This window comes from Paraburkholderia sp. UCT70 (assembly GCF_050434085.1).
GTDB classification, from domain to species: domain Bacteria; phylum Pseudomonadota; class Gammaproteobacteria; order Burkholderiales; family Burkholderiaceae; genus Paraburkholderia; species Paraburkholderia tuberum.
This window is the reverse complement of record NZ_JBNPVZ010000003.1, coordinates 1,623,362-1,644,591: the sequence shown is the minus strand read 5'-3', so window position 1 is coordinate 1,644,591 and position 21,230 is coordinate 1,623,362. Positions and strand designations below refer to the sequence as shown.

At 64.2% G+C, this 21,230-nt stretch carries 17 protein-coding genes and 2 pseudogenes; 10 read left to right on the top strand and 9 right to left on the bottom strand.

The window, feature by feature from the left end; genetic code table 11:
• Positions 1-46 precede the first annotated feature (46 nt).
• Together OKW41_RS25525 and OKW41_RS25520 are read right to left on the bottom strand one after the other, a co-directional pair.
• A complete protein-coding gene (locus OKW41_RS25525) occupies positions 47-4,129 on the bottom strand; it encodes a CheR family methyltransferase (RefSeq protein WP_429574332.1) in 4,083 nt (1,360 codons plus the stop codon).
• A gap of 104 nt (positions 4,130-4,233) precedes the next feature.
• Positions 4,234-5,223 (bottom strand): chemotaxis protein CheB, encoded by a 990-nt coding sequence (locus tag OKW41_RS25520; protein ID WP_429447305.1) that lies wholly within the window; start codon positions 5,221-5,223, stop codon positions 4,234-4,236.
• Between the two features lie 190 nt (positions 5,224-5,413).
• Here OKW41_RS25520 and OKW41_RS25515 point away from each other — a divergent pair, with 190 nt between their 5' ends.
• Complete coding sequence (locus OKW41_RS25515) at positions 5,414-5,605, top strand: hypothetical protein (RefSeq protein WP_429447307.1); 192 nt, start codon at positions 5,414-5,416, stop codon at positions 5,603-5,605.
• A gap of 5 nt (positions 5,606-5,610) precedes the next feature.
• On the opposite strand, the gene OKW41_RS25510 is transcribed toward OKW41_RS25515, so the two are convergent.
• The gene (locus OKW41_RS25510) at positions 5,611-6,690 is read right to left on the bottom strand and encodes a glycosyltransferase family 4 protein (RefSeq protein ID WP_429574331.1); all 1,080 of its coding nucleotides are present in this window, start codon (positions 6,688-6,690) and stop codon (positions 5,611-5,613) included.
• 142 nt (positions 6,691-6,832) lie between these two features.
• On the opposite strand from OKW41_RS25510, the gene OKW41_RS25505 reads away from it, so the two are divergent.
• The 3 genes from OKW41_RS25505 (at position 6,833) to OKW41_RS25495 (ending at position 8,414) form a co-directional block, all read left to right on the top strand.
• The gene (locus tag OKW41_RS25505) at positions 6,833-7,393 is read left to right on the top strand and encodes a hemerythrin domain-containing protein (RefSeq protein WP_429574330.1); all 561 of its coding nucleotides are present in this window, start codon (positions 6,833-6,835) and stop codon (positions 7,391-7,393) included.
• 168 nt (positions 7,394-7,561) lie between these two features.
• Entirely contained in the window at positions 7,562-7,834 is a 273-nt protein-coding gene (locus OKW41_RS25500; RefSeq protein ID WP_184059249.1) for a DUF6723 family protein, read from the top strand.
• 301 nt (positions 7,835-8,135) lie between these two features.
• Positions 8,136-8,414, top strand: a complete 279-nt coding sequence (locus tag OKW41_RS25495) for a DUF2934 domain-containing protein (protein WP_429574329.1) — start codon at positions 8,136-8,138, stop codon at positions 8,412-8,414.
• A gap of 84 nt (positions 8,415-8,498) precedes the next feature.
• Here the strand turns inward: OKW41_RS25495 and OKW41_RS25490 are convergent, their stop codons facing one another.
• Positions 8,499-9,023, bottom strand: a complete 525-nt coding sequence (locus tag OKW41_RS25490; protein ID WP_429574328.1) for a CinA family protein — start codon at positions 9,021-9,023, stop codon at positions 8,499-8,501.
• Positions 9,024-9,253: 230 nt separating this feature from the next.
• Between OKW41_RS25490 and OKW41_RS25485 the strand changes: the two are divergent.
• The 3 genes and pseudogenes from OKW41_RS25485 (at position 9,254) to OKW41_RS25475 (ending at position 13,576) form a co-directional block, all read left to right on the top strand.
• Positions 9,254-11,291: pseudogene (locus OKW41_RS25485) on the top strand (protein-L-isoaspartate(D-aspartate) O-methyltransferase).
• 330 nt (positions 11,292-11,621) lie between these two features.
• The gene (locus tag OKW41_RS25480; protein ID WP_429574387.1) at positions 11,622-12,926 is read left to right on the top strand and encodes a cation:proton antiporter; all 1,305 of its coding nucleotides are present in this window, start codon (positions 11,622-11,624) and stop codon (positions 12,924-12,926) included.
• Between the two features lie 233 nt (positions 12,927-13,159).
• Positions 13,160-13,576, top strand: a complete 417-nt coding sequence (locus tag OKW41_RS25475) for an organic hydroperoxide resistance protein (RefSeq protein ID WP_429447318.1) — start codon at positions 13,160-13,162, stop codon at positions 13,574-13,576.
• Positions 13,577-13,626: 50 nt separating this feature from the next.
• Here OKW41_RS25475 and OKW41_RS25470 read toward each other — a convergent pair whose 3' ends face one another.
• Both OKW41_RS25470 and OKW41_RS25465 read right to left on the bottom strand, forming a co-directional pair.
• Positions 13,627-14,361 carry an ABC transporter substrate-binding protein gene (locus OKW41_RS25470; protein WP_429574327.1) on the bottom strand — a complete coding sequence of 245 codons (735 nt, stop codon included), beginning with the start codon at positions 14,359-14,361 and terminating at the stop codon, positions 13,627-13,629.
• Between the two features lie 39 nt (positions 14,362-14,400).
• Positions 14,401-14,517: pseudogene (locus OKW41_RS25465) on the bottom strand (GntR family transcriptional regulator); the annotation flags it as partial.
• Between the two features lie 662 nt (positions 14,518-15,179).
• Between OKW41_RS25465 and OKW41_RS25460 the strand changes: the two are divergent.
• Positions 15,180-15,485: a lysozyme inhibitor LprI family protein gene (locus tag OKW41_RS25460; protein ID WP_429574326.1), complete on the top strand. Its 306-nt coding sequence runs from the start codon at positions 15,180-15,182 to the stop codon at positions 15,483-15,485.
• Between the two features lie 99 nt (positions 15,486-15,584).
• On the opposite strand, the gene OKW41_RS25455 is transcribed toward OKW41_RS25460, so the two are convergent.
• The 3 genes from OKW41_RS25455 to OKW41_RS25445 all read right to left on the bottom strand — a co-directional run bounded on the left by OKW41_RS25455 (position 15,585) and on the right by OKW41_RS25445 (position 19,601).
• On the bottom strand, positions 15,585-16,874 hold the full coding sequence (locus OKW41_RS25455) for an MFS transporter (protein WP_429574325.1): 1,290 nt from the start codon (positions 16,872-16,874) through the stop codon (positions 15,585-15,587).
• A gap of 52 nt (positions 16,875-16,926) precedes the next feature.
• Positions 16,927-18,255, bottom strand: a complete 1,329-nt coding sequence (locus OKW41_RS25450; protein WP_429574324.1) for an MFS transporter — start codon at positions 18,253-18,255, stop codon at positions 16,927-16,929.
• A gap of 71 nt (positions 18,256-18,326) precedes the next feature.
• Positions 18,327-19,601, bottom strand: coding sequence for a glucarate dehydratase family protein (locus OKW41_RS25445; protein ID WP_429574323.1), 1,275 nt, complete (start codon positions 19,599-19,601; stop codon positions 18,327-18,329).
• A 205-nt stretch (positions 19,602-19,806) separates the two neighbouring features.
• Between OKW41_RS25445 and OKW41_RS25440 the strand changes: the two genes are divergently transcribed.
• A complete protein-coding gene (locus OKW41_RS25440) occupies positions 19,807-20,511 on the top strand; it encodes a GntR family transcriptional regulator (RefSeq protein ID WP_429574322.1) in 705 nt (234 codons plus the stop codon).
• Between the two features lie 393 nt (positions 20,512-20,904).
• Positions 20,905-21,162 carry a hypothetical protein gene (locus tag OKW41_RS25435; protein ID WP_429487928.1) on the top strand — a complete coding sequence of 86 codons (258 nt, stop codon included), beginning with the start codon at positions 20,905-20,907 and terminating at the stop codon, positions 21,160-21,162.
• Positions 21,163-21,230 lie beyond the last annotated feature (68 nt).

Genomic DNA, 21,230 nt, shown 5'->3' with positions numbered 1-21,230 from the left:
TCGCAAAGCAACGGATAGACCCGTTGGGCCCCGCCAGGCCGCTCGTTCAGCCGCGCAGCCGCGCGAAAATACTCATCAGCTCTTCGAGAACCACCGGCTTTTTCAGGTGCGCGTCGAAGCCCGCGTGTTCGGCCGCGCTGACGTCCGCCTGCTGGCCGAAGCCGCTGACCGCGATACAGATCACGGACTTCATCGTCGGCATGCCGCGCAGCTTGCCGATGAACTCCATACCGTCCATGCCCGGCATGCCGATGTCGGACAGGATGATATCGGGCGCGTTGCCGTTGATGATCGTCAACGCTTCCTCGCCGCTCGTCGCGGTCCGCACTTCGGCGCCCTCGCTTTCCAGCAGCAGCCTGAAGGTTTCGACGGTCGCGGCGTCGTCGTCGACCATCAGGATGCGCGTGCCTTTCAGCGGCTCGGCGACGACTTCGATACCCGCGCCCGTGCGGGTGGCGAGCCGATGGGTGGGCAGCGTCACCGTGAACGTCGCGCCGCGGCCGACGCCGTCCGACTCCGCGCGCACCGCGCCGCCGTGCAGGTTGACCAGATCACGCACCAGCGCGAGGCCGATGCCGAGGCCCCCGCGGCGCGAACTCGGATCGCGGCTCTGCTGGAACATCTCGAAGATATGCGGCAGCAGCGACGCCTCGATGCCGATGCCGGTATCGATGACGCGCAGCACGGCCTCGCCGTGATCATTGACCTGCAACGACACCTGGATCGAACCGCGCTGCGTGAATTTCAGCGCATTACTGATCAGATTCCACACGATCTGCTCGATACGCGTGAGGTCCGCGTGAATGATCACGGGCGCATCGGTCATCTCGACGCTGAGTGTGATGTCGCGTTGCGCGGCATCGTCTTGCACCGCGCTGCACACGCGCTGCACGATCTCGCGCATGTCCACTACGGTGCGCACGACAGACAGCTTGCCGGTGCGCACGCGCGAAATGTCGAGCAGATCGTCGATGATTTGCGCCTGGCCGATCACGGTGCGGCGGATCGTATCGGTCGCGCGCGACACGTTCAGGTTCTGCCGCGTTTCCGGCGCGCGCGCGATCAGTTCGGCGCTCGCCGAAATCAGGTTCAGCGGATGCTTGAGCTCGTGCGACACGACCGCGAGAAATTCGTCGCGGCGCCGCTGTGCGTCGCGCTCGCTCGCCGCGCGCAGCGATTCGACGCGGGTGCCGCGCCCCGAGATCGGGTCGGTGGCGAACTCGCCGAGATCGCGCGTGATCTGCGCAAAGCCGCTGATGCCCGGTTCGTCGAGACGGGACAGCACGCCGCTCGCGAAAAAGCGCGTGCCGTCCTTGCGCAAATGCCAGCGCTCCTCTTCGGCGCGGCCATTCAGACGCGCTTCGGCGAACTCGCGTTGCGCGACGTTGTCGGTGCGGTCCTCTTCGGTGTACAGGATGTCGGCGGACTGGCCGATCATATCGGCTTCCGTATAGCCGAAAATCCGTTCCGCGCCCGCGTTCCAGCTGTTGATCACGCCGTTGTCGTCGAACGTGATGATCGCGTAGTCGCGCGTGCTTTCCGCGACGATGCGCATGCACCGCTCGCCTTCGCGCAGCCGGTCTTCCGCCTGACGCCGCCCGGTGATGTCGATGAACGACAGCACCGCGCCGTCGATGCGGTCTTCGGTCGTGCGGTAAGGCACGAAGCGCGCGAGATACCAGCGCCCGTCGTTGCTCTTCAGCTCGCGTTCGATCAGGCGCAGCGAGTCGAATGCCTCGGCCGCGTCGTCGGCGAGCTTGTCGTATTCGAGGCGGTGCGTGATGTCGAGCAGCGAGCGGCCGATGTCCGACGGAATGATGCTGAAGACATCGGTTGCGCGCGGCGTATAGCGCTTGATGCAGATGTTGCGGTCGACGAAGATCGTGCCGATGTCGTTCGCGGCGATCAGGTTGTGCAAGTCGTCGTTGATCTTGCCGGTTTCCTCGACCTTCGACTTCAGCTCCGCGTTGACCGTGGTCAACTCCTCGTTGATCGATTGCAGCTCTTCCTTGCTGGTTTCGAGTTCCTCGGTCGCCGAGCGCAGTTCCTCGTTGATTGCCTGCAATTCCTCGTTCGATGCCTTCAACTCCTCGGTTGAGGTTTCCGACTGCTCGATCGTGGACTGCAACTGTTCCTTCGTGCGTTGCAGTTCCCGTTCGAGCTGACTGATGATCGGGTCTTTCTGCACGTCGGCCGGCGCCGTTTCGGCGTTCGCCACGCTGTCCTCGACCTCGTCGAACAGCACCAGCACGAAGTCCGCGTTCGCTTCCGGATCGTGCACGGGCCGCGCGGTCATGTTGACGAAGTACGACCGGCCATCGCGCTCGATGCGCACGCGGCGCGCTTCGACGCTGCGGTTCGTGTGCAAGGCCTGATAGATCGCGGTGCGCAGTTCCAGCCGCAGTTCCGGACGCACGACGGCCACGATGTTATGCGACGGCTCGCCGCCGGAATACTGCAGAAAACGCCCGGCGCGATCGGACAGATGAACGATTTCGGATTCGCGGCTCACCAGCACGCTGGGCGGCGCATATTGCTCGACGAGCCGCTGATGCAGATCGCCGAACGAAAAGCGGCGGCGCCCCGGCGGCTGCACCGTGGTCACCACAGGCCGCAAGCTCATCGTCCCGGAAATCGCGATCGGCACCGGCGTGTCACTGCGTACCGCCATGTTCGCGCGATAGATGCGGTTGCGCTTGTCGACCACGGTGAACATCGAGCTCACGCCGTCGGCCGACTCCGAGCTGCCGAGGAACAGCACGCCGCCGGGACGCAGCGCGAAGTGGAACATCTTCAGGATTTCGATCTGCGCTTCGCGGTCGAGGTAGATCAGCAGGTTGCGGCAGCAGATCATGTCGAGCCGCGAGAACGGCGGGTCGCTCAGCACGTTATGGTGGGCGAACAGCATGTGCTCGCGCAGCTCTTTCTTGATCCGGAAATGCGCGGCGTCCCTCGTGAAGAACTGGCGGATGCGCGCCGGCGTCAGGTCGGCGGAGATCGAGTCCGGGTACACACCGGTGCGCGCGAGGGAAATGGCGCGCTCGTCGATGTCGGTCGCGAATACCTGAAAAGACAGGCCCTCGGGCGACTTCAGCGAGCGTTCCTGCAGCAGCATCGCCAGCGAATAGGCTTCTTCGCCCGTCGCGCAGCCCACCGACCACACGCGGATGCGGTCCTGTTCGCCGCGGTTTTCGAACAGGGGCGGCAATACTTCACGTTCGAGCACGTCGAACGCTTCCTTGTCGCGGAAGAAATTGGTGACGCTGATCAGCATGTCCTGCAACAGCGCCTGGGTTTCTTCAGGGTGCAGATGCAGATAATCGCGATACGCCTGCAGTTCGGTAATGCCGTTGACCTGCAGCCGGCGTTCGATACGCCGCAGAACCGTAGCCCGTTTGTAATGTCGGAAATCGTGTGCGGTGCGGGTGCGCAGAATCACCATGATTTCGCGCAGCGCGCGCTCGGCCGACTCGTTGACCGTGTCTTCCTCGGGCTCGTCCGCCTCCGCGGCCGGCAGATGGATTTCCCGCGCGGTGGACCACAGATCGAGCAGCCGTTGCGGCATCTCGGCCGCGGTCATCACGAAGTCGGCCATGCCGGTCGCGATTGCGCTGCGCGGCATGCTGTCGTATTCGGCCTCGGAAGGGTCCTGCACGAGCGTGATGCCGCCCATTTCCTTGATGCGCGACAAGCCGACCGAGCCGTCCGAGCCCGCTCCCGACATCACGATGCCTATCGCGCGTTCGCGGTGCGCCTCGGCGAGCGTGCGGAAAAACAGATCGATGCTCGCGCGGCGTCCTTCCTCGGGCAGCTTCCGCGTGACGCGCAGGTAGCCGTCGACCATGATCATCTCGAACGAGGGCGCGACCAGATAGACGTGGTCCGATTCGATCGGCGTGGGGCCTGTGACCTGCTGCACGGACATGCTGGTGACTTTCTGCAGCAGTGAGGCCAGATTGCTTTCGTGATCCGGCAACAGGTGAACGACCACGACGAAGGCCATCGACGTGCGCGCGGGCAGCGCCTCGAAGAACTCCGTCAGCGCGTTAAGCCCCCCCGCCGATGCGCCGATACCGACGATCGGATACAGTGCCTGGCTAGGCAGAGTTTGCCCTCGCTTCTTTGACATGGCTGCGTGTCCCTTCTTGGAAAGGATAGTGTTCAGCGGTGGATTTTTATAGGGCGACGAGCCCATTTCTTGCTGGCTCGGACGGCTATTATCCCGCATGGCACTCATTTTTCCATCAGCATCGACTGCAGCAGTTCGGCCGCGTGCCTCGCGCGCAGCACATTATCCTCCTCGCGCTGTTGCGCGGCGGTATCTCCGGTTTTGGCGAAATGGTCGCGCAACTCGCGGCTAAACATTTCGCGCTCGCGCAGCGCACGCAGCGCTTTGCGCAATAAGTCCTCGGCATCCGTCATGCGGCCGTCGCCGAGCGACGCGGCCGAATACGCATGACCGGTATGACAGCGATAACGCATCACCCGCGATCCGGTGATGCGCCACAGCGTGCCGTTGCATTCGGGGCATGTGAAAGTCGAGGGCGTCGCGAGTCCCCTGATTGCTTCGAATGCCGTAGTGCCGGCCAGCCACGCGTCTTGTTCGAGAACGATGCGATCGGTCGCCTCGCGCCGCGCACGGCCGTTTTTTCCCGGCGCGCTGGCGTTGCCGCCGGTCAGTTTTACCAAACATTGCCCCATTTGATCGAGCGGCAGCACGTGGTCGGCAAACGGCGATGCATGTCGCGGCATCTCGCTCGCGAACGCGTCGGCCGGGTCCTGGACGAGCGTCGCGCCGCCGCACGCCTGGATTGCTTCGAGGCCCGCGGTGCCGTCGTCGAGCAGGCCGGTCAGGATCACGCCGATCGCGCGTGGCCCTATCTGGGCGGCCGCAGTGCGAAAGAGGGGGTCGATCGCCGGGCGCGCGAAGTTCTCTTTCGCGCCGTGCAGAAGCCGCAGTAGCCCATCCTCGACGACGAGGTGCCGATCGGGCGGCGCCACGTAAATTCTGCCGGGCGCGTAATGTTCGCCATCCTGTGCGTGCTTGGCGGGTAGCGGTCCGGCCTGGTTCAGAAGCGCGGGCAGCATGCTGCCATGCGCGCCGATATGCAGCACGACGGCGATGCTGGCGGGCATATCGACGGGAAGCTGCGAGGCAAGCGAACGCAGCGCATCGACCCCTCCCGAGGACGTGCCGATTACGATGAAGTCGCGGTGGGTCAAGTAGGCTCCGGGACGTGGAAGCGGGGCGTGAAAGCGGACCTTTCCTGTTAGTCAAACAAACGAGCAAGCCATATGCCGTCGCTGCATTTTTTGGGCGTTGCCGGTAAAAGCGTTCTTTTGGCGACGGCGGTTTTCAGCCTCCGCCACAATCCGGGCACGCGGGCCGAAAGCGCCGCGCGAAGCTCGCACAATGCATATGACGAATGTCGTGCAACATCAGCTGCCGGGCGAATCGACCCAGTTCGTGAATCTGGTCCGCAAGTGGACGTCGATGCTGGTGTGTGCCGCGAAGAACGGCGAGCGTCCCGAGCCGGCTCACGAAAGCGCCATGCACGATCTCATGGTGCGCTTCGCCGATGCGCTGCGCGGGCGGTCCGGTTAACGCGATTACTCCGGCGCGGGCTGACTGCCCGTTGCTCGCGCGCGGCCGCTCGTGTCGTGCGCGAGCAGCGTGTCGTAGATCGTCAGATAGTCGTCGGTCATGCGCGCGGCCGTGAAGCGGCGCTCGAACGCGCGGCGGCACGCGCCGCGCTCGATGCTGTCGATGCGCGCAACCGCTTGCACGGCCTCGTCCACGTTATCGACGATCAGGCCGCTCACGCCGTCTTCGATCAATTCGGGCACCGCGCCGCGGCGAAACGCGATCGCCGGCGTGCCGCATGCCATCGCCTCGATCATCACCATGCCGAATGGCTCGTCCCATTCGATCGGCAGCAGCAACGCGCGCGCGTTCTCGATCAATTGCCGGCGCGCGCGGCCCCCGACTTCGCCAAGGTATTCGGTGAACGCGCCCGAGCGGCGCAAGAGCGGATCGATGCGTTCGCGGAAATAGTCGCGTTCGCCGGGATGAATCTTCGCGGCGATCTTCAATGGCAAGCCGCTGCGCCGGGCGATTTCGATCGCGAGATCGGGACGTTTTTCCGGCATCATGCGGCCGAGAAAAAGCAGGTAGGAACCGGCCATCGGTTGAAATTCGAACTGGTCGAGCGGCAGTCCGTGATGGACCGTGCCCTGCCAGTTCGCCCACGACACGGGCCGGCGCTGACTCGCGGAAATTGACGCCACCGGCACGCGCGCGAATTCGCGAAACAGCGGGCCATGATCGTGCAGCAGCAGACGGCCGTGCAGCGTCGTCAGCGTACGGCATGGCAGGCGCTCGGCCCACGCGAAATGCAGCGGCTCGCCGTGAAAATGAACGACGTCGAAGCGGTCCGCGTCGCGAATCACGCGCGCGAGCTGCCTGATGTGATGGGTTTGCGTGTCCCACACGTTCGCGTCGCGCCAAAGTCCACGCGGGCAGATCGGTACGAGCCGCGCGGCGCTCTTTGAATCGGCGCTCGCATAGAGCGTCACGTCGTGGCCGCGCGCGACCAGCTCTTCGGTCAGATACGACACGACGCGTTCGGTGGCGCCGTACGCGAACGGCGGCACGCTTTCGTAAAGCGGAGCGATCTGGGCGATTCTCATCAGTCGTTGAAAAGAGGAAGGAGAGGTTAGCGCGCAACATGCCGCGCCGGACCACCAGCAGCAAGTGACGTACCGCCGCGGGACCGTTGGCGCGGTATGGCGTTTGCTCGATGCGGACACTTGACCGATTGAAGGAGCCGCCATGAACCGCGCAACGCGATCCGCTACCGACGACACGCAGGCCACCGCTCGACGCGAAACCGCGAGCACGCCCGATGCGCTCGCGCTGCTCGAGGCCGATCACCGCGCCGTGGAAAAACTGTTCGACGCCTTCGGCAAATCGCCCGGCGACGAGCGCGACACGCTCGAAGCCAAAGCCGCGCTGGCGCAGCGCGCGTGCGAAGAGCTGACGATGCATACGATCATCGAGGAAGATCTGTTGTATCCGGCCGCGCAACAGGCGCTGCCCGACGACGACAAGCTTGATGTCGAGGAAGCCTACGTCGAGCATTTTCTGGTGAAAACGCTAATCGCGAAGTTCGAGACGCTGAAGCCGGGCGACAAAGGCTTCGACGCGACGTTCAAGGTCATGTCCGAGCTCGTGCGGCATCACGTCGAGGAAGAGGAAGGCGAACTCTTTCCGGCCTTGCGGCGCACCGGGTGCGATCTCGCCGCGCTCGGTGAAAAGATCGCGGCGCGCAAGCAAACGCTGCAAGCCAGGCTGAATGAGGCGGGCAGTCGCGCGGTCGGCGACAAGACCTGATGGGAGTCTTGAATTTGCGCGCGGCGCTCGCACTGATTCGTTTAAAACGTCGCTGCGACAGTCATGTCCATAAGTCGACACTTACGGACGTGCGCACCCCCTTACAAGTCCATTAACATCGATTTCAGGAGGGTACAACAAGATCGCCTGATACAGCAGGGGAGAGCCATGTCAAGGAGAAAGTTGAAACTGACGCCGTATCTGGCGGCAGGGGTCGCCTCGCGCGACGACTTTTCCATCTACGTCACCGCGCGCCGCAGCGCCGATGGGCGATTCTATGCCGATCTGCTGGTGAGCCGTAAAGTGGATGGCCGCCGTCTGTTCCCGTTCGATGGCGCACCCGAGGTCGGTCCGTTCAACAGTATCGAGGAAGCGCGGCTCGCCGCCGAGGAGTATGGTGCGCGAATCGTCGCGGCCGACCTTGCCTGTCCCGAGGCGTGAGCGCGGCCCGCCGCGATATCGCCTGGCGACACCCTTCCCCTTCAAACGCTTGCCCTGGTTCTCGACTGGCACGCGGTGGACCTGTGCGCCCGCCGTTTTCGTTCTGACGTCGTCGATGTCGCCTTCCTCGAGCACCAGTCCGGCGGCGCGCTGATTTGATTGGCACGTCGAATAGCGGGGTGTCATCGAACGAAGGCGCGCCGCGCGGAACAACGCTTGCTCGCCTGTGGCTCGCCGTCATTCGGGCACGGTGCATGTGGCGCCGTACCGCGGCATCGCTCACGTTCACGGAGAAGCACTTATGGACAAGGAACTCGAAGCCCGCATTCGCACGCGGGCGTACCAGATCTGGGAAAACGATCCGTCGCCGGAAGGGAAAGCCGACGACCATTGGGAAGAAGCGCGCCGGCAGATCGAGGCGGAAGGCGCGGCCGACGACGCTGCCGTGCCGCAGGAGGCGACCGATCAGTCCGCGGAGCGCGAGCGCGGCTCGCGCCTCGCGCCCGAAGAGCAACTGCAGGAAATGTCGGGCGATGACATGGAACCGCCGAAGCGCGCCACGCGGCCGCGCGCCGGGTAAGCGAGCGCCGCCCCTTTACACCGACGCCGGCGATGGCGTCGGTGCCACCGCCAATGCGCGTTGGTGGCGCGTCGCGGTCTCTCATCAGTGGTCCCGCTCGACGCGCGGGAGTTGATCGAAGTAATGCTCGACGCGCGACAGCGCATACAGCGCGGCGGCCGACCGCACGTCGTTGCGGTCGCCCGAAAAGCGCCGCGTCTCGGCGAACGTGGTGAACTCATTGCCGCGCCGTCGGAACGACCACGCGAAGCATTGCGTGCCTGGTGGCGGATCGTCATCGGAGCCGCCATGCGCGCCGCTATCGGCGAGCCCCGTGTTCGATACCGCGATGTCCGCGCAGCAGCCTTCCTGGCGCAACGCGCCCTCGGCCATTTCGCGCGCGACCGCTTCGCTGGTAAGCCCGTATTGCTTCATCGTGCTTTGCCGCACGCCGAGAAAGCCTGCTTTGCCCGATGGCGAGTAGCTGACGAAGCCGACATCGAGACACGCGCCGCTACCCGGCACGCTCGCCAGATACGACGCGATCTGACCGCCGGTGCAAGATTCGGCGGTCGCGAGCTTCAGACCTCGCGAGCTGAGGAAGGACACGACCTGCATGGGAATGTTCATGATTTTCGCTTTTGTTGTGCGACGGATTCGGACCGGCATTTTGTTCGTGCAATCGCTCTCGAGAAGCGCGGAGCAAAGATCGGTCCGGGCGCGCTTCACGTTTCGCGCATCGCCACGAGCACCTGCCGGCTGTATGCTCATTGCTGAAGCGTGAAAGAGCAGCGGACTCGTGCGCGGCCCCGTCGCAATGCGTGGCGCGCGCAGCGCTGCGCATTCGCGAGGAGGCGGCGATGAGCGATTTCGACGAAGCGCGCGCATGGATGGTCGAACGGCAGATCGTGCAACGCGGCGTGCGCGACGACTGCGTGATCGAGGCGATGCGGCGCGTGCCGCGCGAGGCATTCGTGCCATCCGATCTGCGCGAATTCGCGTATGACGATACGCCGCTGCCGATCGGCGGCGAGCAGTCGATCTCGCAGCCGTACATCGTCGCGAAGATGCTCGCGGCCGCCGAGTTGCAGCCCGGCGATCGCGTGCTCGACATTGGCACGGGCTCCGGCTATGCGGCCGCGATCGCCGCGGAGATCGCGGGCCGGGTGGATTCCATAGAACGCGACGCGAGCCTCGCCGAGGGCGCGCGCGAGCGCTTGCAGCGGCTCGGCTACGAGAACGTCGAAGTGCATGTCGGCGACGGCACCGCGGGTTTTGCCGCGCATGCGCCCTATAACGCGATCATCGCGGCGGCGGGCGGACCGCGTGTGCCGCGAGCGCTGCGCATGCAACTCGCCGTGGGAGGACGGCTCGTGATGCCGGTCGGCAGCAGTCAGAGCCGTCAGCGGCTCGTGAAGATCGTGCGGCGCGACGAACACGACTACGACGAACATGCGTTCGGCGACGTGCGCTTCGTGCCGCTCGTCGGCGACGATGGCTGGCCGGAGCCAGGCGGCGCGGCGCGCGCGGATTTGCGGCCCGCATCCACGTCCACGCCCATCCCGCTCACGCCTACGCCGGCCGCACCTATGCCGGCCGCGCTCGAACTCGCGATTCGCGACGCGGCCGAACCGTTGCCCGACATCGATTCCGCGGAATTCGCGGCATTTTTCGACCGCTTCGCCGGGCATCGCGTCGTGCTGCTCGGCAGAGGCCAGTCACGGCACGTCGGAGTTCTACCGTGCGCGCGCGGCGATCACGCGGCGCCTCGTCGAGCAGCACGGCTTTTCGATGATCGCGGTCGAGGCCGACTGGCCCGACGCCGCGATCGTCGACCGGCATGTGCGCGATCGGCCGATGCCCGGCGGGCGGTCCCGACCGTTTCGCCGCTTTCCGACCTGGATGTGGCGCAACACCGACTTCATGGGCTTGGTCGCGTGGCTGCGCTCGCACAACGCCGCGCACCCCGAGCGCGAAACGCGCTTTTACGGGCTCGATATCTACAGCCTTTCCGAATCGATCGACGCGGTATTGCGCTATCTCGACAGCGTCGACCCTGCCGCGGCGTGCATCGCTCGCGAGCGTTATGGGTGCCTCAGTCCGTGGCAGAAAGATCCGGCCGTGTACGGACGCGCCGCGTTGAGCGGCGGCTACGCGCAGTGCGAAGAGCACGTGGTCGCGCAACTCGGCGATCTGCTGAAAAGCCGGCTCGACTATGCGCGCGAAGACGGCGAGCGCTTCCTCGACGCGGCGCAGAACGCGCGGCTCGTGGCGGTCGCCGAGCACTACTATCGCGCGATGTACTACGGCGGGCCGCAAAGCTGGAATTTGCGCGACACGCATATGTTCGACACGCTGCGTCATACGCTCGACAGCCGCGGGCCGCAGGCGCGTCTGGTCGTGTGGGCGCACAACTCGCATATCGGCGACGCGAGCGCCACGCAGATGGGCCGCATGCAGGACGAGATCAATCTCGGCCAGCTGTGCCGCGCGCAGTTCGGCGACGCGGCGGCGCTGATCGGGTTTGGCACGCACAGCGGCACGGTCGCCGCGGCGAGCGATTGGGGCGGACCGATGGAGGTCAAGACCGTGCAGCCATCGCTCGGGGGCAGCGTCGAATTCAGCATGCACGGCACGGGTCTCCCGCGCTTCCTGCTCGACCTGCGGCCCGGCATGCACGACACGCTGCGCGAACGGCTGCGCGCGCCGCTACTGGAGCGCTTCATCGGCGTCGTCTACCGTCCCGGGACTGAGCGGTATAGCCATTACGCGGAAGCGTCGCTGGCCGAGCAGTTCGATGCGTTCGTGTGGTTCGATCGCACGAGCGCGGTGAGCGCGCTGCCCGTTTCCGCCGACGAAAAGAACCACGCGGCGGAGACTTTTCCATTCGGTGTGTGAGGGCGGTCGGCACGCTCACGCCTCAGGCGAGGAACGCGGCTTGCAACGGAACGGACAGTGCATTCCAGCTGGTCCGAACCGAGGGGTCGCTCATGAACAAGGTTGTACAGCGCCTTGCCATCGCCGCGATGTCGGGTGTTGCCAATGGCGTCGTCTGCGCGCAAGGCGCCTGGCGAGTTGAGCCGCGACCAGGCGAACCGTGAACACGCGGGGCGCGCGAACCAGGCCGCGGTTCAGCACGGACAGCGCCGCCAGCATGGCGCGAGCAGCGCGCGCAAGCGGCGACGCGGCCCGGCTGCCGCCGTCGCCGCGCGTGCTCGCGATCCCGCCATGAAGGACGAACCGGTCTGGTTCCTGCTGATCGGCGCGCTGCTCACGTTCATGGCCGTCGCGCGCGGGCCGATCCGCCGCTTGCCGCTGACCGGCGCGATGATCTATCTGCTGGTCGGCGTGGCGGTCGGGCCGGCCGTGTCCGGGCTCGTCGGGGTCGATCTGCTCCGCAATACCGCGTTGCTCGCGACGCTGGCTGAAGTCGGGCTCGTCGTGTCGTTGTTTTCGATCGGCATGCATCTGCGCGTGCGGCTGCGCAATCCGCTGTGGTTGTTGCCGCTGCGGCTCGGCGGCCCGGCGATGCTCTTCACCGTCGCCTTGATGTTCGGCTTCAGCGCTTTGGTGACCGGCCTCGCGGACGGCGCGGCGTTGTTCCTCGCGGCCGCGCTCGCGCCGACCGACCCGGTGCTCGCCAACGAGCTGCGCGTGACGCAAGCTGGCGACGACGAGCCCGTGCGGTTCGCGTTGTCGGGTGAAGGCGGCCTGAACGACGGTGCCGCCTATCCGTTTGCGGTGCTGGGGCTGACGCTTGCCGGCGCGAGGCTGTTCGGCTCGGGCAGTGGCGTGCATTTCGTCGGCTCGGTGCTGTGGGGGATCGTCAGTGCGCTCGTGATCGGTTGCGTGTTTGCGATCGTGTTCGCGCGTGCGATCTTCTTTCTGCGCACCCGCTACGGCGAAGCGATCGGTCTCGACGGATTTCTCGCGCTAGGCCTGATGTCGACGTCGTACGGCGCGGCGCTGCTGCTGCACGCGTATGCGTTCGTCGCGGTGTTCGTGGCGGGCGTCGCCGTCCGTCACGAGGAACTGCGCGCGATGGGCGACAAGAATCCCTCGGAAGTGCTCGACGAGGTGCAGCACGGCGAACAGGTCGATGTCGCCCAGGATCCAGAAATGGCGCATGCGGTCCTCGCCGAATCGATGATGGGCTTCATGCGCGAAATGGAGCGACTCGCGGAGTTGTCGCTGATGCTGATCATCGGCTGCGTCGTGTCCGCGCACTGGCGCGAGATGTTCGATCTGCGCGCCGTGTTGCCCGCGGTGTTTCTGTTTTTCGTCGCGCGGCCGCTGTCCGTCGTCGTCGCGATGATGGGTGCGCGCATCGACAATAGCCAGCGGCATCTGATGGCGTGGATGGGGATTCGCGGCGTCGGCGCGTTTTACTACCTGATGTTCGGCCTCGAATACGTGCGTGGCGCGATGACGCCGCTGCTGCCCGCCGTGCTCGATGCGATCGTGTTGTCGGTGCTGCTGCATGGCTCGACCGCGAACTATCTGTTGCGGCGGTATTTCGACCGGCGTCGCTGAATGAAGAGACGGGCGCGATGGCGCGCGTTAGTTGTCGCGCCGCGCTCCGCGTGGCTCCCGTTTGCCGCTCCTTGTATCGCAATGTATCCGCGCGGCCCGGGGATACGTGCGCTTACCAAACCCGCTGATCCAGACACATGCGAGATACGTCGGCGCGTTCAAATACGTGCACCGCAAGTTCGAGCCCGGATTTGCAGACCTGAATATCACTGGATCAACAGGAGTAAGCCACCATGACCCGCATCGAAGAAGTGCTGTACACCGGCAAAACGCATACGACCGGCGGCCGCGAAGGCGCCGCGCGCAGCTCGGACGGCCGTCTCGACATCAAGCTGTCGCCGCCCGGCACCTCGGGGGGCGGAACGAATCCCGAGCAGTTGCTCGGCGCGGGCTGGTCGGCGTGTTTCATCGGCGCACTCGGGCTGGCGGCGCGCGCGTTGCACCTGCCGTTGCCGGCCGATACCAGCGTCGATGCGGAGATCGATCTCGGCACCACCGATGGCGCTTATTTCCTTCAGGCGCGTCTGTTCGTCAGTCTTCCTGGTGTCGAGCGTGACGTGGCGCACGGGTTGATCGAGCGCGCGCATCTGACCTGCCCGTATTCGAAGGCGTTGCGCGGTAATGTGGATGTGCAGACTACGCTCGTTTGAGCGTCGCTGAGGGTGGTGGCGGGGCCGCGCCGAAGCATCGCGTGGCCCCGCTACGCCGCAGGCGCAACCGACGCTCCCGCGATGTTGTGCCGCGCGAGCGATTGCGCGACAAAACCCGAGCCCTTCATCTCTTCGACAAACGATCGCAGCGCGTGAGCCGCCGCTTCGCCGCGGCTCTTCGGCACACCCATCGCCTGCCGGATCACCATGAAGCGCTCGTCTAGCAGCCGCAGACCGGGAGTTTGCTTCGCATCTGCCTCGAGTTGCTGCTTCACGCCTGCCGCCACTTCCAGATGCTGCTCGATAAACGTCGGCACGACGCTCGGCGAGCTCGGCGCGCGCACGATTTGCGCGGATTTCAGCTCGCGCGTCAGAAACAGATCGTATGCACTGCCTTTGCCGACGACGACCCGATTGTGCGCCCGATCCAGATCCTGATTCGAGCGCACCGGCGAGTCGTCGCGCACCAGGTAGAAGCCTTCGATCAGCACGTACGGCGCCGTGAATGCAATCGTCTCGCCGCGCGACGGATCGATCGCGAAGAAGCCGAAATCCGCGCGCTCGTCGCCGACGGCCTGCACCGATTTGCCGGCCGTATCGAAGACCACCAACTCCAGTTCGACGCCCAGCTTCGCGGCGAACGCGCGCGCGAGATCGATCGATACGCCGAACGGCTCGCCGGAGTCGGCGTGACGATTGGCGAGGATTGGATTGCCGAGATTGATCGACGCGCGCAACTTGCCCGTGGGCGTGAATGCGGTGACGACGGAGGGATCGATGGTCATAGAGGCTCTCGTGGCGACGGCGTTGGGGCGAGCGAAGTCTCAGGGTTCAGAGATTTCGCTGATGCGGGACAGCGCGTTAAGAGTATGCAACAGATGCTCGTGCATCGCTGCTGAAGCTTCTTCGTTGCGCTCGCGCTCCAAAAGCTCGGGCAGATGCTCGATCTCAAGCATGCTGCGCCTTCAGACTCTTCTGCAATGTCGGCGGGATGTCAAGACGCGTTTCGATGACCATGGTCGCGTCGAACGGTCGAATGGTCAGAAGCTGGTGAAGGTCAATTATTGATAAATCTATTTGATGCTCATGAACTGCGACCAATTTTCAGAGTTGGTCGATTGTGGCGCGCACAAATCTGATGAACGATCAAAGCGGATGCGGCGGAATCATTGCCACCATTCTCAATAGGCGCCTGACTTGCGTCACTGGCGCATTTTTCATTAAGGAGCACTGCAAAATGCCGGACACACGACAACGTAGTAGCAATGGCGATGCGTGGTATCCGAAATCGCGCTGCAAGTATCTCGCGGATCATCTAAACCGCGGTCAATACGACAGAATGCGCGATGTAATTCGCTCGTTCATCGCGCATAGAGTGGCGTCGACGCCTGGAAGCGCAACTGTTTGTAACGGGGGTTTATGATGCGCGCCACTAGCATATTGGCGTTGCTCTGCCTGGCTGCGCAGCCGACTCATGCATCCACATCGATCTATGGATCGGCTTTCGACTATAAAAAGGCGCAGCCCGCAAGCGTATATTTCACTGGGAAAAGCTGCGCAGAGATTGCGTCGTATTGCCAGAAGGAGTATCTCGCGACGATGGATGTATCGGCTTGTTGCCCAATTCGATTACGAAGTGGCAGCCAAAGCCCTAAACGGGAAGATTGCCGAAATAGAAATGGTAACGAAAGGCTATGATCGCGAGCATCGAGCTAACGGAGAACCTGAGGCACTTCCTTTTTTTGAAAACGCGCAAGCGAACTGGCAACGTTACGGGGACAATAATTGTTACTCGGAGGTTTATCAGGTTGGGCAAGCATCATTGCACTTTGTATACTTTTGGGACTGCATGACCCGAATGACAAAGAACAGGCTTGATGAATTGACCAGGCCGGACGCCAAGGAATGAAGAAGCGGCCCCCCGTGTCTGCGGGGCCGTGCTTGCAACGGCGAGGAACGCCCCCTATCCATACCACGTCCCCCCGCGCTCTCACCCACCAGCGCCACTTCAATCCCGCAACTTTACCGCCGTCATCCGCGGCATCAACAGATGAATGATGCCCAGCGCAACCAGATACGCCGACGCGCCGACCGTAAAGAGCGCCCAATACTGCCCGGTGCGCTGCAAGGTCTGGCCGATCACGCCGGAAAAGAAGAACGAACCGACCATCCCCGCCACGCCGCCGATACCGACCACCGTGCCGACCAGCCGCTTCGGAAACACGTCGCCGACGGTCGTGACGAGGTTCGCCGACCAGCCCTGGTGCGCCGCTGCCGCGAGACCAACGGCGAAGACCGCCCACCACAGGCTCTGGAAATACGACAACGTTGCGATCGGCACCACGCACAACGCACAAATGAGCATCGTGAGCTTGCGCGCGAAATTCGGCCTGTTGGTGCGGGCCATCAAACGCGACGACAGCCAGCCACCCGCCACGCTGCCGACCGATGACATCGTATAGATAGCGATCAGCGGCAGGCCCATGTTGCCGATGTCGATATGGCGCGACTCATTGAGCCACTTGGGCAGCCAGAACAGATAGAACCACCACACCGGATCGGTCAGCAGCTTGCCGAAGACAAACGCCCACGTTTCGCGGTACTTGAGCACCGACAACCAGCTGACTTTCTGCTCGACGAGTTCCTCGCGATCCGCATTGATGTAGTCGAGTTCTTCCTTCGACACCGACGGATGCTCCGAAGGCTGCCGATAAACGAGTATCCACACCGCCAGCCAGATGAAACCGGTCGCGCCGCCCGCGATGAACGTCGCGCGCCAGCCCCACATCACGGCAGCGATCGGCACGAAGGCCGGCGCCACGATGCCGCCGATCGTCGCGCCCATGTTCCAGAAGCCCGTCGCTAGCGCGCGTTCCTTCTTCGGAAACCACGTGGCGGTAGTGCGGATCGCAACCGGAAAATTGGCCGCCTCGCCGAAGCCGAGCAGACCGCGCACGGCCGCGAAGCCCGGCACGGTCGATGCCACCGCGTGGAGCATCGCCGCGAGACTCCACAGCGCCATCGCGCTGCCGTAGACCTTCTTCGTGCTGACGCGATCCGCGATGCGGCCGAAGATCGCGAGACCCAGCGCATAGGCGACCGTAAACACCATCACGGTCTGTGCATACTGCACCTGGCTCCAGCCGATATCCTTTTGCAGCAGCGGCGCGAGCAGCCCGAGCATCTGACGATCCATGTAGTTGATCGTCGTCGCGGCGAAGATCATCGCGCAGATGGTCCATCGGTATCGTCCGACGGCCGTGCGTGCGGCGGCCGTCGTGGCTTCTATCGTTTTCATTGTGTCTCCTTAAGGTTTCTGGAAATGGTGTCTATACGGTTGTTCGATGCAGTTAATGCGCGGAGGCGGGCATTCCTTCGCGCGGGCTCATGCGGGCGAAGAACACGACCCCGGCGGCCACCACCGACATCAGCGCGAGTCCAGTGAGGCCGCCCTCGATCGAGCCGGTCTTCTGTTCGAGGAAGCCGAAGGCCGCTGGCGCGACGAAGCCGCCGAGGTTGCCGATCGAGTTGATCAGCGCCACCACCGCGGCGGAAATCCGCGCGTCGAGATAGCCCTGCGGGATCACCCAGAACAGTGACGAGGCGGCCTTGAAGCCGATCGCCGCAAAGCAGATCGCGACGAACGAAAACGCCGGGCCGCCCTGGCCGGCCGCATACATGCCGAGCGCGGCGATCAGCAGCACGCACGCGACCCACGCCTGCTGGAACTTGAAGCGCGCCGCGAGCATCGCGAACAGATACATCGCCGCGATCGAGATCAGCCACGGAATCGAGTTGTACAGGCCGACCTGGAAATCGTTGAAATGGCCCATCTTGCGGATGATGCTGGGCAGCCAGAAGGTCGCGCCGTAGATGGTCAGCGATACCGCGAAGTAGATCAGGCAAAAGATCAGGATTTGCGGATCGCGCAGCAGCGCTCCTATCGATGGCTTGACCGGGTGCGCGGCGGCGCGCTGGCGTTGCTCTTCGTCGACCGCATCGAGCAAGGCGTCCTGCTCGGCGCGGGTGAGCCACGCGGCGTCGCGCGGCTTCGAGTCGAGCCACAGCAGGATGAAGCCCGCGAGCACGACCGAGAACATGCCTTCGATGATGAACATCCACTGCCAGCCGCGCAGCCCCGCGCCTTCGATCAGCATGAGCCCGCCGGAGATCGGCCCGGACAGCACCGACGCGAGCGCCGAGCCGCTCAGGAAGATCGCCATCGCCTTGCCACGCTCGTTGCTCGGCAGCCATTGCGTGAAGTAGTAGATGACGCCGGGAAAGAAGCCCGCTTCAGCCGCGCCGAGCAGGAGCCGCATCGCGTAAAACGACGTCTCGCCGCGCACGAACGCCATGCCGGCCGCGGCCAGCCCCCACGTGAGCATGATGCGCGCGAGCCACAGCTTCGCGCCGTAGCGCTGCAGCAGGATGTTCGACGGCACTTCGAAGATCGCGTAGCTGATGAAGAAGAGCCCCGCGCCGAGCCCATAGGCCGCCGCCCCGATGCCCAGATCGGCGCTCAGATGCTGGCGCACGAAGCCGATGTTCACGCGGTCGATGTAGTTGACGATGAACATCACGACGAACAGCGGCAGCACGCGCCATTTGATCTTGCGCACCGCGCTCGCCAGCGCGCTGGCGCGCTCGGGCCGCGCCGGGTCGGCAATCGGGCTACTCATGGGGTTGTCTCCTTCGATGGCGACGCGCGTTGCGCGTCGCAGGGCTCGTAGGCGCGGATTGGAAGCGGGAGTTAAAAGCGCGGATTCTTGCCGGTGAAGCCCGGCTCGTACTTGCGCATCTGCGAGAGGTCATCGCGATTGCGCACGCCGCACGACATATACTGCGCATGCAGTTCGGCGAGCCGCTCGTGGTCGAGCTCGACGCCGAGGCCCGGCGTGGTGGGCACGCGCACCGCGCCGTTGTCGAACTTCACGCGGCCGCCCTTGATGACTTCTTCCTCCTGCCACGGGTAATGCGTGTCGCACGCATAGGTCAGGTTGGGGATGCTTGCCGCGACGTGCGTCATCGCCATCAGGCTGATCCCGAGGTGCGAGTTCGAATGCATCGACATGCCCAGATCCCACAGCTTGCACATGCGCGCGAGTGTTTGCGTCGCGCGCAGGCCGCCCCAGTAGTGGTGATCCGACAGCAGGACCTTGACCGAACCCATCTCGGCGCCGCGCCGGAAATCTTCCATCGTCGTGATGACCATGTTGGTCGCGAGCGGCAGGCGCGTGTGCTTCGCCAGTTCGGCCATTCCTTCGAGACCCGGGCACGGGTCTTCGTAGTACTCGAGCAGCTCGTCGAGTTCAGGGGCGGCGGCGATGCTCATTTCGAGCGTCCAGTTGGCGTTCGGGTCGAGACGCAGCGGCACGCCGGGGAACGCCTGATGCAGCGCGCGCATGCACGCGATTTCGTGTGCCGGCTCGAACACGCCGCCCTTCAGCTTGATGCTCTGGAAGCCATACAGCTCGATCATTCGCCGTGCCTGCGCGACGATCTGCTCGGGGCTCAGGCCTTCGCCCCAGGTGTCGGGCGCATAGGGCTTGTCGACGTGCTCGGCGTACTTGAAGAACAGATAGGCGCTGTAGGGCACGGAGTCGCGCACCTTGCCGCCGAGCAGATCGACGATCGGCGCGCCGACGATTTGCCCTTGCAAGTCGAGCATCGCGACTTCGAGCGTGCTGATGACTTTCGGCGCGTTCTTCGCCGAGTGCGAGCCCGGCGCGAGTTCGAATTCGACCGCGCCCGGCCTCGCCTTGATCGACGCTCGCACGCGCTCTTCCATGCGATTGAGGTCGAACGGCGACAGGCCAGTCACTAGCGACTTCGCCTGTTCGAGCACGCGCAGCATCGGTTCGTCGCCATAGGTCTCGGAGATGCCGACGCGGCCGTCGCTCGTCTCCAGCTCGACGATGGCGCGCAGCGCCCAAGGTTCGTGGATTCCGGCGGCGTTGAGCAGCGGGCCGTCGCGGAAGGCGATCGGGGTGATGCGCACCTGCGTGATGGTGATGTCGCGAGTCATGATGGCAATCGGCATAAGAGGAGTTTGATGGGACGGATGGTAAAGCACTAATGTATTAGTGCGTTACTGGGATAAATACCCATGTGCACTTTTGGCGGAATTCCGCTCGCAAGCCCGCTGGAAGGGGCGGGCGTCGGCTATAGTACTAGTGCCTCAGCGGACCGCCATGCCGGGTCACGCCTGCTTCCATGCTTCAGTTTCTGCCATGAAAAACCACGCTCATTCGTCGACGGTAACCCGGCTCGACCGCTCCCGCCACGCCGCGCCGCAAGTATTCGAACGACTGCGCGAAATGATCCTTTCCCTCGAACTCACGCCGGGTACGGTGCTGTCGCGCACCGAGCTGGCGAACCGCTACGGGCTCAGCCAGACGCCCGTGCGCGACGCGCTGATGAAGCTCGGCGAAGAAGGTCTCGTCGACATCTATCCCCAGCACGCGACGGTCGTCAGTCAGATCAACGTGACGTCCGCGCTGCAGGCGCATTTCCTGCGCCGCTCGATTGAACTCGAAGTGGTGCGCACGCTCGCGGAGCAGCGCGACGCCACGCTGATCGCTGAACTGCGCCTGACGATCGCGCGGCAAACGGAATTGCTCGACCTGAGGAACTACGAGCAGTTCTCGCTGCTCGATCAGGCGTTTCATCGGCAGATGTACGAGGCGGCCGGCGTGCCGCAGCTATGGGATCTGGTGCGTAGGTTGAGCGGCCATATCGACCGGCTGCGGCGCCTGAATCTGCCGGTGGAGGGCAAGACGATAGCGGTCGTGCGCGATCACACCGAGATCGTCGATGCGATCGACAAAGGCGATGTCGAGGCGGCGCAGGCAGCGCTACGCAAGCATCTGTCGGGGACGCTGAGTCAGATCGATCAGATCCGCACAAGTCATCCGAATTTTTTGGCGGACGAGTGAGCGTTCGCTGATTCGCTGGCTACGGCTGGTTCACGGTCATTCTGAATGGACCGCCGTTCGCGGCCGCGTGGGGTACCGCTTCGTTGAGCGGACCGCAGCATCCTCGTTTTCATGTTCATCGAACCGCAAGCGCGGCGGCTGTTCGGACCCGCCTGGGAAAACGAAGCGCGCCGCATGATCGCGTTCTTTCGCGCACGCATGATCTCTTTACCACCGACCCATCGTTCGTCGAGCTAGTGGAGCGCCTGCGTTCGTCCAGTGCGGAGTTCGCCGGCTGGTGGATCGCGCACGACGCGACGACCCTAAGACCTTGGTCCGATTGACGCGACAGCCACGCGTGGCACCCTTGTACAAAGCCGGCATACTCGTATTCAACCTGTCAGGGAGGTCGCCATGTTTTCATGGAGCCGGGAGTTCGCGGTCACGGTCATGGCTGTGTCCGTGATGGCTTGCGCGGGAAGCTCCTGGGCAACCGAACAGGCTCAGCAGCGTCGCGCCGGACGTGACGTTCGCCAGGAGACACGCCAGGGTTCCCGCCACACGAAGCAGGAGTGCCGGGCCACGGACCAGAAGAGCAATTCGCAATGCCGGCAGGACAAGCGGCAAACCAAGCAGAACGGCCGTGAGGCGGCCAGGAATATCAAGTATTGAGCGTTTGCGTTCGCGTGCGCCAGCTGGGCACCGAACCAGCGACAGCACGGGATGGCAGACACCACGTC

Excerpts from the sequence above, each read along its gene's own strand:
- OKW41_RS25525 (WP_429574332.1), bottom strand. The coding sequence starts at position 4,129 with ATGTCAAAGAAGCGAGGGCAAACTCTGCCTAGCCAGGCACTGTATCCG.
- OKW41_RS25515 (WP_429447307.1), top strand. The coding sequence starts at position 5,414 with ATGCATATGACGAATGTCGTGCAACATCAGCTGCCGGGCGAATCGACC.
- OKW41_RS25510 (WP_429574331.1), bottom strand. The coding sequence starts at position 6,690 with ATGAGAATCGCCCAGATCGCTCCGCTTTACGAAAGCGTGCCGCCGTTC.
- OKW41_RS25505 (WP_429574330.1), top strand. The coding sequence starts at position 6,833 with ATGAACCGCGCAACGCGATCCGCTACCGACGACACGCAGGCCACCGCT.
- OKW41_RS25500 (WP_184059249.1), top strand. The coding sequence starts at position 7,562 with ATGTCAAGGAGAAAGTTGAAACTGACGCCGTATCTGGCGGCAGGGGTC.
- OKW41_RS25495 (WP_429574329.1), top strand. The coding sequence starts at position 8,136 with ATGGACAAGGAACTCGAAGCCCGCATTCGCACGCGGGCGTACCAGATC.
- OKW41_RS25490 (WP_429574328.1), bottom strand. The coding sequence starts at position 9,023 with ATGAACATTCCCATGCAGGTCGTGTCCTTCCTCAGCTCGCGAGGTCTG.
- OKW41_RS25480 (WP_429574387.1), top strand. The coding sequence starts at position 11,622 with ATGAAGGACGAACCGGTCTGGTTCCTGCTGATCGGCGCGCTGCTCACG.
- OKW41_RS25475 (WP_429447318.1), top strand. The coding sequence starts at position 13,160 with ATGACCCGCATCGAAGAAGTGCTGTACACCGGCAAAACGCATACGACC.
- OKW41_RS25470 (WP_429574327.1), bottom strand. The coding sequence starts at position 14,361 with ATGACCATCGATCCCTCCGTCGTCACCGCATTCACGCCCACGGGCAAG.
- OKW41_RS25460 (WP_429574326.1), top strand. The coding sequence starts at position 15,180 with ATGTATCGGCTTGTTGCCCAATTCGATTACGAAGTGGCAGCCAAAGCC.
- OKW41_RS25455 (WP_429574325.1), bottom strand. The coding sequence starts at position 16,874 with ATGAAAACGATAGAAGCCACGACGGCCGCCGCACGCACGGCCGTCGGA.
- OKW41_RS25450 (WP_429574324.1), bottom strand. The coding sequence starts at position 18,255 with ATGAGTAGCCCGATTGCCGACCCGGCGCGGCCCGAGCGCGCCAGCGCG.
- OKW41_RS25445 (WP_429574323.1), bottom strand. The coding sequence starts at position 19,601 with ATGACTCGCGACATCACCATCACGCAGGTGCGCATCACCCCGATCGCC.
- OKW41_RS25440 (WP_429574322.1), top strand. The coding sequence starts at position 19,807 with ATGAAAAACCACGCTCATTCGTCGACGGTAACCCGGCTCGACCGCTCC.
- OKW41_RS25435 (WP_429487928.1), top strand. The coding sequence starts at position 20,905 with ATGTTTTCATGGAGCCGGGAGTTCGCGGTCACGGTCATGGCTGTGTCC.